The 14,197-nt window shown below is 68.1% G+C and carries 9 protein-coding genes and 2 pseudogenes; 9 read left to right on the top strand and 2 right to left on the bottom strand.

The window, feature by feature from the left end; genetic code table 11:
* Positions 1–136 precede the first annotated feature (136 nt).
* On the bottom strand, positions 137–679 hold the full coding sequence (locus ACU6WZ_RS08675) for a Uma2 family endonuclease (protein ID WP_447032538.1): 543 nt from the start codon (positions 677–679) through the stop codon (positions 137–139).
* A gap of 362 nt (positions 680–1,041) precedes the next feature.
* Here ACU6WZ_RS08675 and ACU6WZ_RS08670 point away from each other — a divergent pair, with 362 nt between their 5' ends.
* The 8 genes and pseudogenes from ACU6WZ_RS08670 to ACU6WZ_RS08635 all read left to right on the top strand — a co-directional run bounded on the left by ACU6WZ_RS08670 (position 1,042) and on the right by ACU6WZ_RS08635 (position 13,330).
* On the top strand, positions 1,042–4,362 hold the full coding sequence (locus ACU6WZ_RS08670; protein WP_447032537.1) for an RHS repeat-associated core domain-containing protein: 3,321 nt from the start codon (positions 1,042–1,044) through the stop codon (positions 4,360–4,362).
* Positions 4,363–4,875: 513 nt separating this feature from the next.
* Positions 4,876–5,102 (top strand): annotated as a pseudogene (locus tag ACU6WZ_RS08665) (IS701 family transposase); the annotation flags it as partial.
* Between the two features lie 457 nt (positions 5,103–5,559).
* Positions 5,560–7,023 carry a xanthine dehydrogenase small subunit gene (locus ACU6WZ_RS08660; RefSeq protein WP_447032536.1) on the top strand — a complete coding sequence of 488 codons (1,464 nt, stop codon included), beginning with the start codon at positions 5,560–5,562 and terminating at the stop codon, positions 7,021–7,023.
* Positions 7,020–9,404 (top strand): xanthine dehydrogenase molybdopterin binding subunit, encoded by a 2,385-nt coding sequence (gene xdhB, locus ACU6WZ_RS08655; protein WP_447032535.1) that lies wholly within the window; start codon positions 7,020–7,022, stop codon positions 9,402–9,404. Before ACU6WZ_RS08660 ends, xdhB begins: the two co-directional genes overlap by 4 nt.
* Position 9,405: 1 nt before the next feature.
* Complete coding sequence (gene xdhC / locus ACU6WZ_RS08650; RefSeq protein WP_447033935.1) at positions 9,406–10,215, top strand: xanthine dehydrogenase accessory protein XdhC; 810 nt, start codon at positions 9,406–9,408, stop codon at positions 10,213–10,215.
* 80 nt (positions 10,216–10,295) lie between these two features.
* A pseudogene (locus ACU6WZ_RS08645) lies at positions 10,296–10,448 on the top strand (transposase); the annotation flags it as partial.
* Positions 10,449–10,814: 366 nt separating this feature from the next.
* Entirely contained in the window at positions 10,815–12,122 is a 1,308-nt protein-coding gene (locus ACU6WZ_RS08640; RefSeq protein ID WP_447033933.1) for a phytase, read from the top strand.
* Between the two features lie 137 nt (positions 12,123–12,259).
* Positions 12,260–13,330, top strand: a complete 1,071-nt coding sequence (locus ACU6WZ_RS08635) for a class I SAM-dependent methyltransferase (protein ID WP_447032534.1) — start codon at positions 12,260–12,262, stop codon at positions 13,328–13,330.
* Positions 13,331–13,424: 94 nt separating this feature from the next.
* Here ACU6WZ_RS08635 and ACU6WZ_RS08630 read toward each other — a convergent pair whose 3' ends face one another.
* Positions 13,425–13,859 carry a nuclear transport factor 2 family protein gene (locus tag ACU6WZ_RS08630; protein WP_447032533.1) on the bottom strand — a complete coding sequence of 145 codons (435 nt, stop codon included), beginning with the start codon at positions 13,857–13,859 and terminating at the stop codon, positions 13,425–13,427.
* A 47-nt stretch (positions 13,860–13,906) separates the two neighbouring features.
* Between ACU6WZ_RS08630 and ACU6WZ_RS08625 the strand changes: the two genes are divergently transcribed.
* Positions 13,907–14,074 (top strand): hypothetical protein, encoded by a 168-nt coding sequence (locus tag ACU6WZ_RS08625; protein WP_447032532.1) that lies wholly within the window; start codon positions 13,907–13,909, stop codon positions 14,072–14,074.
* Positions 14,075–14,197: the final 123 nt, after the last annotated feature.

Genomic DNA, 14,197 nt, shown 5'->3' with positions numbered 1-14,197 from the left:
GACGGGCTCGCGGTGCTGGGATACCTCTCCCGTGTTGGGAACGTGCTGGGATGGGCCCCTCGGAATCAACGTTTCCGCAGGTCGCGGCTCTGCGATGGACATTCCGCTTCAATGTCGCCCGGTGTCGTACGCGGCGTCAGCCAGGCCGGCCCGGTGCGAGTTTGTCGAGATCCAGGCTGATCTCGAACGGAAGGGGCCGCCGTAGCGCGTGGCGGTAGATCCCGGCTGGCGCGTACGAGCCGGTCGGGGCGTCAAGCTCATAGTCGTGGACGGGAGGGACGGTGTTCTCGTCCTCGATGCACCAGTAGTGCCGGATTCCCGCCTCGGCGTATTTGCGCAGCCTGACTGTGCGGTCGCGGTGGGCGGACTCGGGCGAGACCACCTGGATGACGAGCTGGATGTCCTCCGGCGCGAACCAGGTTCGGTCCGCGTCGTGCGGGGCGGTTGTCAGAATCTCATCGGTGGCGGAGAAGAGATGTACCTGCCCGCGCACGGAGTCGCAGATCTGGGCGTACAGGGTCTCGGGGGTCAGCCAGTCGTCGAGTCCCAGCCCTCGATCACCAAGTCCTCTGGGCGTGAGGGCGTCCGACACCACACGGCCCAGGGCCTCTGCGGCGATCGCCCGGCGACGGGTGTCGCTGTCCGGTCCGGCCCGTCCTTGTCGCCGTGGGCGAGTCATTCCTTCGCGGAGTCTCTCTGCCCGACCTTGACGGGCCGTCAGTTCGATGGCGAGACCAGGGCAGATCCGTGAGCGGTTCTCGGCCACTCTCTTGTTCGGTGGTTGAACAGTTACCGCAGGACAATTGATGCTCGGTGTCTGGCATTCTTGGGCATACCGGTCAATGAGTTCGGCTGGTTCTGGCACGTTTACGGTTTTCGGGCCGAGAACTCGTTCGTGTCGTGTGAAGGCCCCGTGGCAGCGTGTGAGTCTCCGGTGGCCGTAGCGGTCGCTGTGTCTCTTGTGTCCCGTGGGGGGATTGCATGGTTTCGCGCGCTTCCGGCGTGCCGTTTCGGCGTGTCCGTATATCTGGCAGAAGTTCTTTGACCGCCGCCCTGGTGGTGGTCGCGCTCGGTGTTTCCGCACTGCCCGCTCTCGCCGCTCCGGCGAAGGACCCGGCGCCTGTCTCCGCGTGGGGGCCGGGTGGGCCCAAGACGCAGATGCCGGAGGTGAAGGTCGGCTCCAATAAGCCGGTACCCGCCGAAGCCCAAGAGCCCGCATCCGAAGAGGTGGCGGCGTGGCGCGAGGCGCAGAAGGAACGCGCCCGCACTCCGGTTCCGGAGAAGGCTGGTACGGCCGCGGCCCGCTCGTCCGTCGCACCGCTGACCTACGTGCCCGAGGGGCAGGGGGCGGTGCCCTGGCACCAGATCTCCGACTTCCGGATCACTGACTCGTTGGTGGCGCGGGTCAATTACTCCAACGGCAACCTGATGCTGGCCGCGACCGACTTCGACATCGCGGGCGTGGGGCAGACGCTGCGCCTGGCACGGACGTACAACTCCTTGGACGCCCCGTGGGGCAAGGTGTCCCAGCGGTGGTGGCAGGAGTACGAGCGCTACGCGGAGATCTTTACCTCCGAGGTCGTCATCTACGACGCCACCGGGACGGCCGTCCGTTTCACGAAGGAGTCCAACGGCGCATTCACCACCCCGAAGGGCTACTCCAAGGATCTGAAGAAGAACGCGGACGGCACGTACACGCTGACCGACCGCAAGTCAGGCTCCAAGGACACCTACAACGCCGGCGGCACGCTGACGAAGGTCACGGACAAGAACGACGGCACCATCACGGTCACCCAGCATGACGAGGGTGGTGAGCACAAGGGGTTCAAGCTCACCGAGACCCGCTCCGGGCGTTGGGTGGATCTGCTGAAGACCAACGCCTCGCAGTGGCAGGCCAAGGACCACACCGGCCGCACCGCCGTCTTCGACCTCAACCCGTCCGGCGACCTCGCCAAGACGACGGACACCGAGGGCAAGGCCACGCAGCTCGGGTACGACTCCTCGCGCCGCCTGACGAAGATCACGACCCCGGAGGGTCGGGTGACGGTCTTCACCTACGACGACCAGAACCGCGTCACCTCGATGCTGCGGGCTACCGACTTCAACGGCTCCGGCCACACCGGCCCCACCTGGACCTACAAGTACTCCGCCTCCACCCCCTCGGCGGCCGGCACGACCACGGTCACCGACCCCGAGCAGCAGGCCACCAAGTACGAACACGACGGCGACGGCCAGGTGAAGGAGATCACCGACGCTCTGGACCACTCCCGCTCGAAGACGTTCGACGCGAACCGCAATGTCGAGACGGCCGCCGACGCGATGGGGACCGGGGGTGTGGGCGGCAACGTCACCACCTACGGGTGGGACGGACGCAGCAACCCCACTTCCTCGAAGCTGCCCACCGGTGCCACCGCCACTATGACGGGGTACCAGACGATCGCGGGTGCGGATCTGCCGAAGTCGACGACGACGGCGGACGACGAGAAGACCGACTACACCTACGACACCGCGGGCAACACCAAATCCGTCGCGGTGACCGGCACCGGCGGCGGCAACCAGACCTTCGACTACAACCCCGCCACTGCCACGTGCGGTGGTTTCGAGGGCCAGCGGTGCAAGGTGACCACCAAGATGATGTCGACGAAGTCGGTGTACACCACCTTCACCTACGACGCCAAGGGCAACCTGAAGACCGTCAAAGCCCCCGCACCCCTGGGCACGACCACCTACACGTACGACGACCTCGGCCGCCCCGCGACGGTCAAGGACGCACGCGGCATCACCGTCATCTACACCTATGACAACCGCGACCGCGTCACCAAGGTCGACTCCACCAACTACGCCACCGTCACCTACGCCTACGACGGCGACGGCAACCTGCGCCAGCGCTCGGACGGCACCGGGGTAGTGGAGTACAAGTTCGACCCGCTCTCCCGCGAGACGATCCGCACCCTGCAGGACGGATCACAGACGACCCTGACCTACACTCCCGCCGGCAATGTCGACACCTACCAGGACCCGGCCGGCCTGACCGACTACACCTGGAACAAGGTCAACAAGCTCAAGGAGTTCAAGGACCCCAAGGGCAAGGTCACCGTCTACGAGTACAACAACAACGACGTCCGCACCAAGACGACCTATCCTGGCAGCACCGTCCAGGAGGTCACTCCGGACAAGTCGGGCCGCCCGGAGAAGATCAAGGCCACCAGCCCCAAGGGCACCCTGATCGACCTCGCCTACACCTACGCCAGGGACGACGGCAACGACGGCGGAAAGATCCGCACCACCACCAACACGGTCGCGGGCACCAAGACCACCTACAGCTACGACAGTGCCGGGCGTTTCTCCTACGCGGCCGAGAACAAGGGCGCCACTCTCAACTCGTCGTGGCAGTACTGCTACGACCTGGCCGGCAACCTCACTTCCCAGGGCGTCGACAAGGGCTGCCCCCGCGGCACCACCTACACCGTCAACGACGCCCAGCAGATCACCGCGAAGGACGGCTCCACCACCAACTGGTCCTACGACAAGATCGGCAACGAAACCGCCGGCGCCTCCACACCGGAGGGCACGCGCACGGGGGTGAAGTGGACCGACTACTCCCAGATGACCTCCATCACCGTCGGCAGCAAGACGTATGCCGGCCAGTACGGCTCCACCGACCAGTCCGAGCGCATCAAGCTGGGCGACACGTTCTTCCACAACGGGCCCCTCGGCCTGTCTGCAGCGAGCACGGCCGGGGTGGACTCAGGATTTAACCGGGAGCCCGGGGGCACGCTGAACTCCATGACCCGCGGGGGGAAGAACTACTACTACTTGACCGACGCACTCGGCAGCGTCGTCGCCCTGGCCGACGAGGCCGGCACGAAGGTCAACACGTACGCCTACAGCCCCCGCGGCGTACAGCACACCACCACCAACGAGCAGGTGCCCCAGCCCTACCGGTTTGCCGGCGGCTACCAGGACCCCACCGGCCTCTACCACTACGCGGCCCGCTACTACGACCCCAACATCGGCCGCTTCACCACCCCCGACCCCTCCGGCCAGGAACAAAACCCCTACCTCTACGCCGAGGGTGACCCCGTCAACCGCATCGACCCGCAAGGCACGCTCAGCCTTGGCGGGGTGATGGACACCGTCGGTAAGGCCGGGGACGCCGCCGCTGCTGGTGAATTCGTCGGCCAGCTGGCAACAGGAGATTACAAAGCCGCTGCTGGGACGGCGATCAGCTTCGCTGCCGACAAGGCCTTCACCGCCGGCTGCACCTACGTAACCGGCGGAGCGGGAGCAATCCCCTGCGCTGTCGGTGGAATGGCAGTCGGTGAGGCCACAGATGCGGCCTACGAAGACGCCACAAGCTAAATCAGGAACCTCTGGTTCTGCACCCAACTAAGGAGCTCTCGTGCGATCACCCGCTGATTCGGCCGTACTGGCCTACAAGGGGCTTGATGGTATTCCTCTCTGGCTGTTGGGTGGAATTGTCATCCTGGTTTTCGTCATAGTCGGAGTCGCGCAGGCCCGTAAAAGGAAGTAAGACCTGAACTCCCAGCAGTGGGCGGAACCCATCTTGGGTTCCGCCCACTGCCATGCGAGCCCGCTACACTTCCCACCCCCAAGCCGTTGACCAGCGCAAATGAAGAAGTCCGGCTGGAGTACTAGTTACTCCAGCCGTAGATCGTGATCTTCGTGGCTGTCGGGTGGCTGGATGGGGTCGCGGTCGTGTCGGCCGAATGGGAAGTCGTTGGCTCTCGGCCACATCGCAGCCATGGCTCCCAGCGAGTCCGTCGCGCAGCACCGGCGTGCTCGCCGAAGGTGGACACCCTGACAGGCCGCCGTCGATGGACTCTGACAGCCGCCGGCAGATGATCGTCCGCGCTGCCCTTCCCCTTGAGGGAGCTCGTGCTGGGGTTGCTGTCGGGCCCGCCGCGCAAGAACTGCTGACGCTGGCCGAGCACGCCTGGCATGCCACCCCCCGATGGCCTGTAGCACCTGCTGGCGGGGGCCAAGTGGGACGCCGATGCGGTCCGCGTGGCGTGCTGGTAGTCGACGAAACCGGCGATATCAGCAAGAGCAGCACCACGGTCGGCGTGCAGCGCCAGTATGCGCTACTGCGCCTGCACTGCGTGCAGGAAGAGGAGAACTGCATTACCGTGAGAAACACCGCCGAGCATCTGATCGGTTTGTCCAGATTCATGTATATTGTTACTGATTTCCGTGCGTCGGCTTGACCGATGGGCCCGCGGCAACGTAATTTCGAGCACCCGACCCGTGAACCGTTGAAAGGAGGCGAACTCGGATGTTGACCATCTCCGACCTGCATCGCCTCGCTCAGCGGACCGCCTGGGTTCCGGGTCGTGTAGCACACGGCTGCTGAGTAGCCCCCTTTTCCGGAGTGCCCGATTGCGGCCCCGGCACCTTCCCATCTCTGTAAGCGCCTGCGGCACGTCGTTGCGTGCTGATTTGCGCTCTGGATTCTCGAGCTGCGCCACCGAAATAGAAAGCTCCTGAAATGGCGACTAGGACAATCAGATCGACCGCGCACCGAAATGAGGATGTGCCATGGTAGCGGCGCGGATCACGGTCAATGAGAAAGAAATACCGATTTCACCGGCCGCGCCCCACACCACGGTGCTGGATTTTCTGCGCGAGCGTGGCCTCACCGGCACCAAGGAGGGCTGCGCCGAGGGTGAATGCGGCGCCTGTTCGGTGCTGGTGGCCCGTCCCGGGGTGAACAAGCCCACTGACTGGGTGGCGGTCAACGCCTGCCTGGTCCCGGTCGCGGCGCTCGACGGTCAGGAGATCATCACCTCCGAAGGTCTCGCCACCGCCGGTGAACCCGGCATGCCGCCCACGCTGCACCCGGTGCAGGAGGAGATGGCGGTCCGCGGCGGCTCCCAATGCGGTTACTGCACACCGGGGTTCATCTGCAGCATGGCCTCCGAGTACTACCGACCCGACCGCTGCGCGCACGCGGAATCGGCCGACAGCACCGACTCCGAGCACGGTCCGAACGGTTTCGATCTGCACTCGCTGAGCGGAAACCTGTGCCGCTGCACCGGTTATCGCCCGATTCGCGATGCCGCGTACGCCGTCGGTACGCCCACCGAGGACGACCCCCTGGCACAGCGTCGCGATCAGTCCCCGCCCGAACCGGTTGCCACCGAATACACCCAGGGCGACAGCGCGTTCCTGCGGCCGGGCACCCTGGCCGAAGCGGTGCGGCTGCTGCGCGAGCGGCCCGACGCGGTGGTGGTCGCCGGAAGCACCGACTGGGGCGTGGAGGTGAATATCCGTTCCCGCCGGGCGAATTGCGTGGTCGCGGTCGACCGACTGCCCGAACTGCGGGAGCTGCGAGTCGAATCCGACTACGTCGAGATCGGCGCGGCACAGACGCTCACCGAGATCGAACGCCGCCTCGACGGCAGCGTCCCGCTGCTGGCAGAGCTGTTCCCGCAGTTCGCATCGCGGCTCATCCGCAACAGCGCGACCATCGGCGGCAACCTGGGTACCGGCTCCCCCATCGGTGACAGCCCGCCGGTGCTGCTCGCGCTGGAGGCGTCGCTGGTGCTCGCCGATGCCGACGGTGAGCGCGAGGTCCCGCTGGCCGACTACTTCACCGGCTACCGGCAGAGCGTGCGCCGCCCCGGCGAGCTGATCCGCGCGGTGCGCATCCCGCTGCCGCTGTCGCCCGTCACGGCCTTCCACAAGATCGCCAAGCGGCGCTTCGACGACATCTCCAGCGTGGCGGTCGCTTTTGCGCTCGACATCGAGGACGGGATCGTCCGCAAGGCACGCATCGGCCTGGGCGGCGTGGCCGCCACCCCGATCCGCGCCCTCGCCGCCGAGGCGGCCCTGGAAGGCAACGCATGGACGGCGGAGACCGTCGAGGCCGCAGCCCAGGTGCTGCAGGCCCAGGGCACACCGATGAACGATCACCGCGCCAGCGCCGGCTACCGCTCCGCGATGCTCGGCCAGAGCCTGCTCAAGCTGTACGCACAAACCACCGAGGCGGTGTCGTCATGAGTCATTTGTCCGAGCGCCCCGAAAAGCCTGTCGTCGGCGTTTCGATGCCGCACGAGAGCGCGAGCCTGCATGTCACCGGCACCGCGCTCTACACCGACGACCTGGTCTACCGCACCAAGGACGTGCTGCACGCCCACCCGGTCCAGGTCATGAAGGCCCACGGCAGGGTCACCGCGCTGCGCACCGAGCCCGCGCTCGCCGTGCCCGGTGTGGTCCGCGTGCTGACCGTTGCCGACGTGCCCGGCGTCAACGATGCCGGCATGAAGCACGACGAGCCGCTGTTCCCCGACGAGGTCATGTTCTACGGCCACGCGGTCGCCTGGGTGCTGGGCGAGACCCTGGAGGCGGCCCGGCTGGGTGCGGCGGCCGTCGAGGTGGAACTCGACGAACAGCCCTCCCTGGTCACGCTGCAGGACGCGATCGCGGCCAACAGTTTTCACGGCGCCAAGCCCATGATGCTGACCGGCGACGTCGACGCTGGCTTCGCCGACTCCGCGCACGTCTTCACCGGCGAGTTCCAGTTCTCCGACCAGGAACACTTCTATCTCGAGACGCACGCGGCGCTGGCCCATATCGACGAGGCCGGGCAGGTGTTCATCCAGAGCAGCACCCAGCACCCGTCGGAGACACAGGAAATCGTCGCGCACGTGCTCGGCCTGCACAGTCACGAGGTGACCGTGCAGTGCCTGCGGATGGGCGGCGGCTTCGGCGGCAAGGAGATGCAGCCGCACGGGTTCGCGGCCATCGCCGCGCTCGGTGCCAAACTGACCGGTCGGCCGGTCCGGCTGCGGCTCAACCGGACTCAGGACCTGACCATGTCCGGCAAGCGGCACGGGTTCCACGCCACGTGGAAGATCGGCTTCGACTCCGACGGCCGCATCCAGGCCCTGGAAGCCACCCTGACCGCCGACGGCGGCTGGAGCCTGGACCTGTCCGAGCCGGTGGTGGCCCGCGCGCTGTGCCACATCGACAACACGTACTGGATTCCCAACGCGCGCATCGCCGGTCGCATCGCCAAGACCAACAAGGTCTCCAACACCGCCTTCCGTGGCTTCGGCGGACCGCAGGGCATGCTGGTCATCGAGGACATCATGGGCCGGTGCGCGCCGCTGCTCGGCCTGGATCCGATGGAGTTGCGGGAGCGCAACTTCTATCGGCAGGGCCACTCGACGCCGTACGGACAGCCGGTCGGTCATCCCGAGCGGATCTCTGCCGTCTGGCAGCAGGTCAAGGACAACGTGGGCATCGCCGATCGGAAGCGTGAGATCGCGGCCTTCAACGCCGCGCACCCGAACACCAAGCGGGCGCTCGCGCTCACGGGCATCAAGTTCGGCATCTCGTTCAACCTCACCGCCTTCAACCAGGCCGGCGCGCTGGTGCTGATCTACAAGGACGGCTCTGTCCTGATCAACCACGGCGGTACCGAGATGGGCCAGGGCCTGCACACCAAGATGCTGCAGGTGGCCGCGACCACGCTGGGCATCCCGCTGCACAAGGTGCGGCTGGCCCCGACGCGTACCGACAAGGTGCCCAACACCTCTGCCACCGCCGCCAGTTCCGGGGCGGATCTCAACGGTGCGGCGGTGAAGAACGCCTGCGAGCAGTTGCGCGAGCGGCTGCTTCAGGTGGCCGGCACCCAGCTGGGTGCGAACGCCTCGGACGTGCGCATCGTCGAGGGCGTCGCGCGCTCCCTCGGCAGCGACAAGGAGCTGGGCTGGGACGACCTGGTGCGCACCGCCTACTTCCAGCGAGTTCAGTTGTCGGCGGCCGGTTTCTACCGGACCGAGGGTCTGCACTGGGACGCGAAGACGTTCCAGGGTTCGCCGTTCAAGTACTTCTCCTATGGCGCCGCCGCGGCCGAGGTGGAGGTGGACGGCTTCACCGGCGCGTACCGCATCCGGCGGGTGGACATCGTGCACGATGTCGGCGACAGCCTGTCCCCGATGATCGACATCGGTCAGGTCGAGGGCGGTTTCGTGCAGGGCGCGGGCTGGCTGACGCTCGAGGACATGCGCTGGGACACCGGCGACGGGCCGAACCGCGGCCGGCTGCTGACCCAGGCCGCGAGTACGTACAAGCTGCCGAGCTTCTCGGAGATGCCCGAGGAGTTCAACGTCACGCTGATGGAGAACGCCACCGAAGAGGGCTCGGTGTACGGGTCCAAGGCCGTGGGTGAGCCTCCGCTGATGCTGGCGTTCTCGGTGCGAGAAGCGCTGCGGCAGGCCGCCGCTGCATTCGGGCCCGCCGGAGTCAGCGTGGAACTCGCCTCCCCCGCGACGCCGGAGGCGGTGTACTGGGCCATCGAAGCAACCCGCAGAAGCGACGTGCAGAGCAACGGCAGCGAGATCCGCACCACCACAAGCGCTTTGAGCAATGCCTGACATGACCTGGGTGGCCGCGGTCGCGCGGTTGCGAGCCCGCCGGGAAGCCGGCGCGCTGGTGACCGTCGCGACCGTGCGCGGCCACGCGCCCCGCCGGGCCGGTGCCAAACTCGTTGTGGGACGGACCGAGACCTGGGGTTCGATCGGCGGCGGCAACATCGAGGCCGTCGCGATCGATCGGGCCCGCGAGCTGATCGGCATGCCCGATCCGGAGCCGGAGCTGATGGAGTTCGCCCTCAACGACAAGGTCACCAACCGACACGGCGTGCAATGCTGCGGCGGAGCCGTCACCGTACTGCTCGAACCGCTGCCGGTGGTCCCAGCGGTGGCGATCTTCGGCGTCGGGCACGTCGGGTTGGAGCTGGCACGTATCCTGGCCCGCCACAACCTCGATCTGCACCTGATCGATACCCGCCCCGACGTACTCACTGACGAACGGCTCGGCGTGCTCGCGGATGCGGTGGCGCAGATCCACGTGCACCACACACCGCTGCTCCCGGAGGAGGTGCTCGAGGAGCTAGCACCCGGCACCCACATCCTGATCATGACCCATGATCATGCCGAGGACGCCGCACTGTGCGACGCTGCCTTGCGCACCACCGATCTCGGCTCGATCGGATTGATCGGCTCGGCCGCCAAATGGGCGCGGTTCCGGCACCGCCTGGCCACCGAGGGCGGCCACGACGCCGCCACCATCGACCGGATCGAGACACCGATCGGAATGACCGAGATCACCGGCAAGGAACCCGCCACGATCGCGGTGAGCGTCGCGGCAGACCTGCTCCGGACCTTCGAACAGGACCGCCACTGAGCGGTGCCGAACGCGGTTGCCGCGGTCCCCGTACGCTCCAGTAGCCGCCGATAGCGCGTGAGGTGGCACAGACCAGGCACGGCAGCCTGGCACAGTACATCGGCACCGCCGGTCGGATCGAGAATTCCCAGGTCGGGGTCTACCTCGCCTACGCGACCTGCCGCGGGTATGCGGCCATCGACCGGGAGCTGTACCTGCCGCGCAGTGGGACAGACGACGCCGGCCGGTTCCGCGTCGACGCCCTGGCCATGCTCGCCCACGCCTTCCCCGCCGCCACCCGAGCCGCCGAGCACGCCCACCATCCCCGCCCGCAGGACCTCAATTCCACTGTCCTGCAACGAGATCCAGCACCCGTTCCTCAGCCTCGTCCTCCAGCCCCGCCCCGCCCACGATTGCGCCCGTCCCGAGGGCGCGTCGTGCGGCGGAGCCCAGGTGCCCCGCGCCGGGCAAGCGCGTGGCGCAGGGGCATCCGATCGAACGGGCGCGGACCGTTCACCCATGCATCACGCGCACAGCGCCCGCCGTACCGGAGGCGGTCGCTCGGCAACTGCACGCTCACGCACGGCTGTTGCCATGTTCCCGACAGTGAGGACTTCGCTGTGCACAGGCCCCACCGCCCCGCCCGTTCCGCCGTCGTCACCGTCACCGTCCTGGCCGCCGCGCTCGCCGCGCTCGCGGCCGGGCCCGCGCAGGGCCGCGGCTCCGCCTCTCTGCCCGCCGTCACCCCGCGGGCCGAGACGGCCACGCTGTACGACGACGAGGCGGGCGGCAGCGCCAACGCCGACGACCCAGCGATCTGGCGCAACGCCGCCGATCCCGGCCGCAGTCTGGTCATCGCCACCGCCAAGGAGGGCGGCCTGCGGGTGTACGACCTCGACGCCCGCCAGGTCCAGACGATCGCCGCGCCCCCCGCCGCCGGGCCCGAGGACGCCCCCGGCCGGTTCAACAACGTCGACCTCGTGCACCGCCTGCGCCTGGTGTCCGGCCGCGCGGACGTCGCCGTCACCAGCGACCGCGGTCACGACCGCCTCCGTATCCACCGCATCGCCCCCGGCCGCCCCGGTGGCCCGCTCGTCGACGTCACCGCCCCGCAGGCCCCGCCCGTCTTCTCCGCGGGCCAGGACGAGATCAACGAGCAGCGCACCGCCTACGGCCTGGCCACCTGGACCGACCCCGCGTCCGGTCGCTCGTACGCCCTGGTCAGCCGCCGCGAGCGCACCAGCATCGCCCTGCTGGAGCTGATCCCCACCCGCGCCGGCACCGTCACCTACCGCAAGGTCCGCACCCTGGATCTGCCGTCCGCCTTCCGCCTCCCGAGCGGCGCCTCTTGGACACCGTGCGGCGAGCCGGGCGAGCTGCCGCAGGTCGAGGGCATGGTCGCCGACCCGGAGAACGGCACGCTCTACGCCGGGCAGGAGGGCGTCGGCATCTGGCGCCTGCGCGCCGACCTCACGGGCGTCCCGAAGCTGATGGACAAGGTGCGCGAGTACGGGGTCCCCGGCACGTACGACGAGGAGACCGAGGAGTGCGCCGCGGGCGCCGACCGCGGCTATGGCGGCAAGCGGCTGGCGGCCGACGTCGAGGGTCTGACCCTGCTGACCGAGCCGGGGGGCGACGGCTACCTGCTCGCCTCCAGCCAGGGCGATGACACCTTCGCCGCGTACGACCGCGAGGTCGGGGACGCCAACGAGTACGAGGGCGGCTTCCGCGTCACCGCCACCCGCGCCATCGACGGCGCCGAGGAATCCGACGGCGCGGCGGTCCTCAACGCCCCGCTGGGCGCGAAGTACCCCCACGGCCTGCTCGTCGTCCAGGACGGCCACGCCACCCCCACGGACGGCGACCGCGAGGGGACCGGCTTCAAGTTCGTGGACCTCGCCGACGTCCTTGACCGGATTGACGACTGACCGTACCCGGCCAGCAGTTGCCTCTTCGGTGCGCGCTGCCCGCAGCGTTCCGGCGGCGTAGCATCGAAGGGCGGGGGCAGTACGCCGGGACGGTCGGGACGCCGGGCGGGACATCCCTCGGGGCTCAGGAGGTCGCGATGACTGAGCAGGCGCTGGACCGTGCGCGGCAGGCGCAGTTCGCGGAGCGCATGACGCAGGTGCTCAACGACTCCTGTCTGGGTTACCTGTGCAGTCTCGGCCACCGCACCGGGCTCTTCGACGTCATGTCCGGCCTGCCGCCGTCGACCAGCGCCGAGATCGCCGCGGCCGCCCGCCTCGATGAGCGGTACGTGAGGGAATGGCTCGGCGGGATGACGGTGGGCCGGGTCGTGGAGTACGACCCGGCCACGAGCACGTACCTGCTGCCGCCCGAGCACGCCGCCTCCGTCGTCCGGGCCGCCGGGCCCGACAACATGGCGTCGTTCATGCAGGACCTCGCTCTGCTGGGCGGCGTCGAGGACAAGGTGCTCGACGCGTTCCGACGGGGCGGCGGCGTCCCGTACGACGCCTATCCGCGGTTCCAGGAGCTCCAGGCCGAGGAGACGGCGCGGGTGTACGACGCCGCCCTGGTCGACGCGATCATTCCGCTCGCGCCGGGTCTCACCGAGCGGCTGAGCACCGGCATCGACGCCCTGGACATCGGCACCGGCCAGGGGCACGCGGTCAACCTGCTGGCCGCGGCCTTCCCCGCGAGCCGGTTCCTCGGCGTCGACATCTCCGAGAAGGGCATCGCGGCGGCGCGCGAGGAGGCGTTGCTGCTGGGCCTGGACAACGCCCGCTTCGAGGTGACGGACACCGCCGAACTGACCCGTACGTACGACCTGATCACCGCCTTCGACGTCATCCACGACCTGGCCCGCCCCGCGCTCACCCTGTCGGCCGTCGCCGGGGCGCTGCGGGACGACGGGGTCTTCCTGATGGGTGACATCGCCGCCTCCAGCAAGCTGGAGGAGAACATCGACCATCCGCTCGGCCCCACGCTCTACGCCTTCTCCGTCTTCTACTGTATGACCGTCTCGCTCGGTGAGGGCGGCGCGGGCCTCGGCACGGTGTGGGGGCGGCAGACGGCGCTGCGGATGCTGGCGGAGGCGGGATTCGGCCAAGTCGAGGTGCGCGAGGTGGAGGGCGACATCCTCAACGTCTACTACGTGGCCCGCAAGGGACGCTGAGGTCCGGGCAGCGGGCTGCGCCGGGGACGGCGGGCGGCGGCTGCGCCCGTCGAACCCCAGGCACGCGCGGTTGTGGCACGCGCGGTTGTGCTTCTCAGGACGGCATGTCCGGCATGAGACCCAGCTGCCCGTAGAAGTCCAACTGGTCGAAGTACAGCCGGTAACTGACGATCTGCCCGTCGTGGACGGCGGCGAAGTCGCAGCCCCTGATCTTGACTTCCCGCTGTGTCGGTTCCAGGCGCTCCCCGGATGGCAGAACCATCGGCCCGGTGTTCTTTCCGCTGAAGAACCCCTCGTCGATGGCCGTGCTGCCCGATTCGAACTTGGTCACCGGCTCGTACGCGCCGTCCGGCACCGCGTCAATCATCTGCCCGAAGTACTCGCCGATGGCCTCCCGCCCCCGGATCTCCCCTACGTCCGGCGTGACGGCGACGGCGTCCTGGGCGAAGCACTCCATGACGGCCTTGACGTCCTTGGTCGTGGTGAACGCCTCGGTGAGCCGATCCATGACCTCACGTGGCTGCCCCATGATCCACCTCCTGCTCGGTGTGGTACTATGTTCCATTTTCTCACAAAATGGCGATCCCTGTTCTGGCTCCCGCACCGCACAGCGGCACCACGACGGTGTGGTCGGCCGGAGGTGGTGTCGCCCGCAGCGCCGCCCAGCAGCGTGCCGGTGTCGACCGGGACCACGACCGCGTCCGGGAGGCGGCCGCCGAGGTCCTCGCACAGTTCGTATCGTAGGTCTTCGTGCCGTGCAGGAAGACGGGGTTCACAACTGCTGGGCGAGCACATGGTTTTAGCGAACATGAACACGATGGGGTGGACGGTGTGACGTTCTGCGGGTGTGTCCGGTGGGGGGTGCGT

This window comes from Streptomyces hypolithicus (assembly GCF_052934925.1).
Note: the sequence above shows the minus strand (reverse complement) of the source record. Positions and strands in the feature narration are given on the sequence as shown.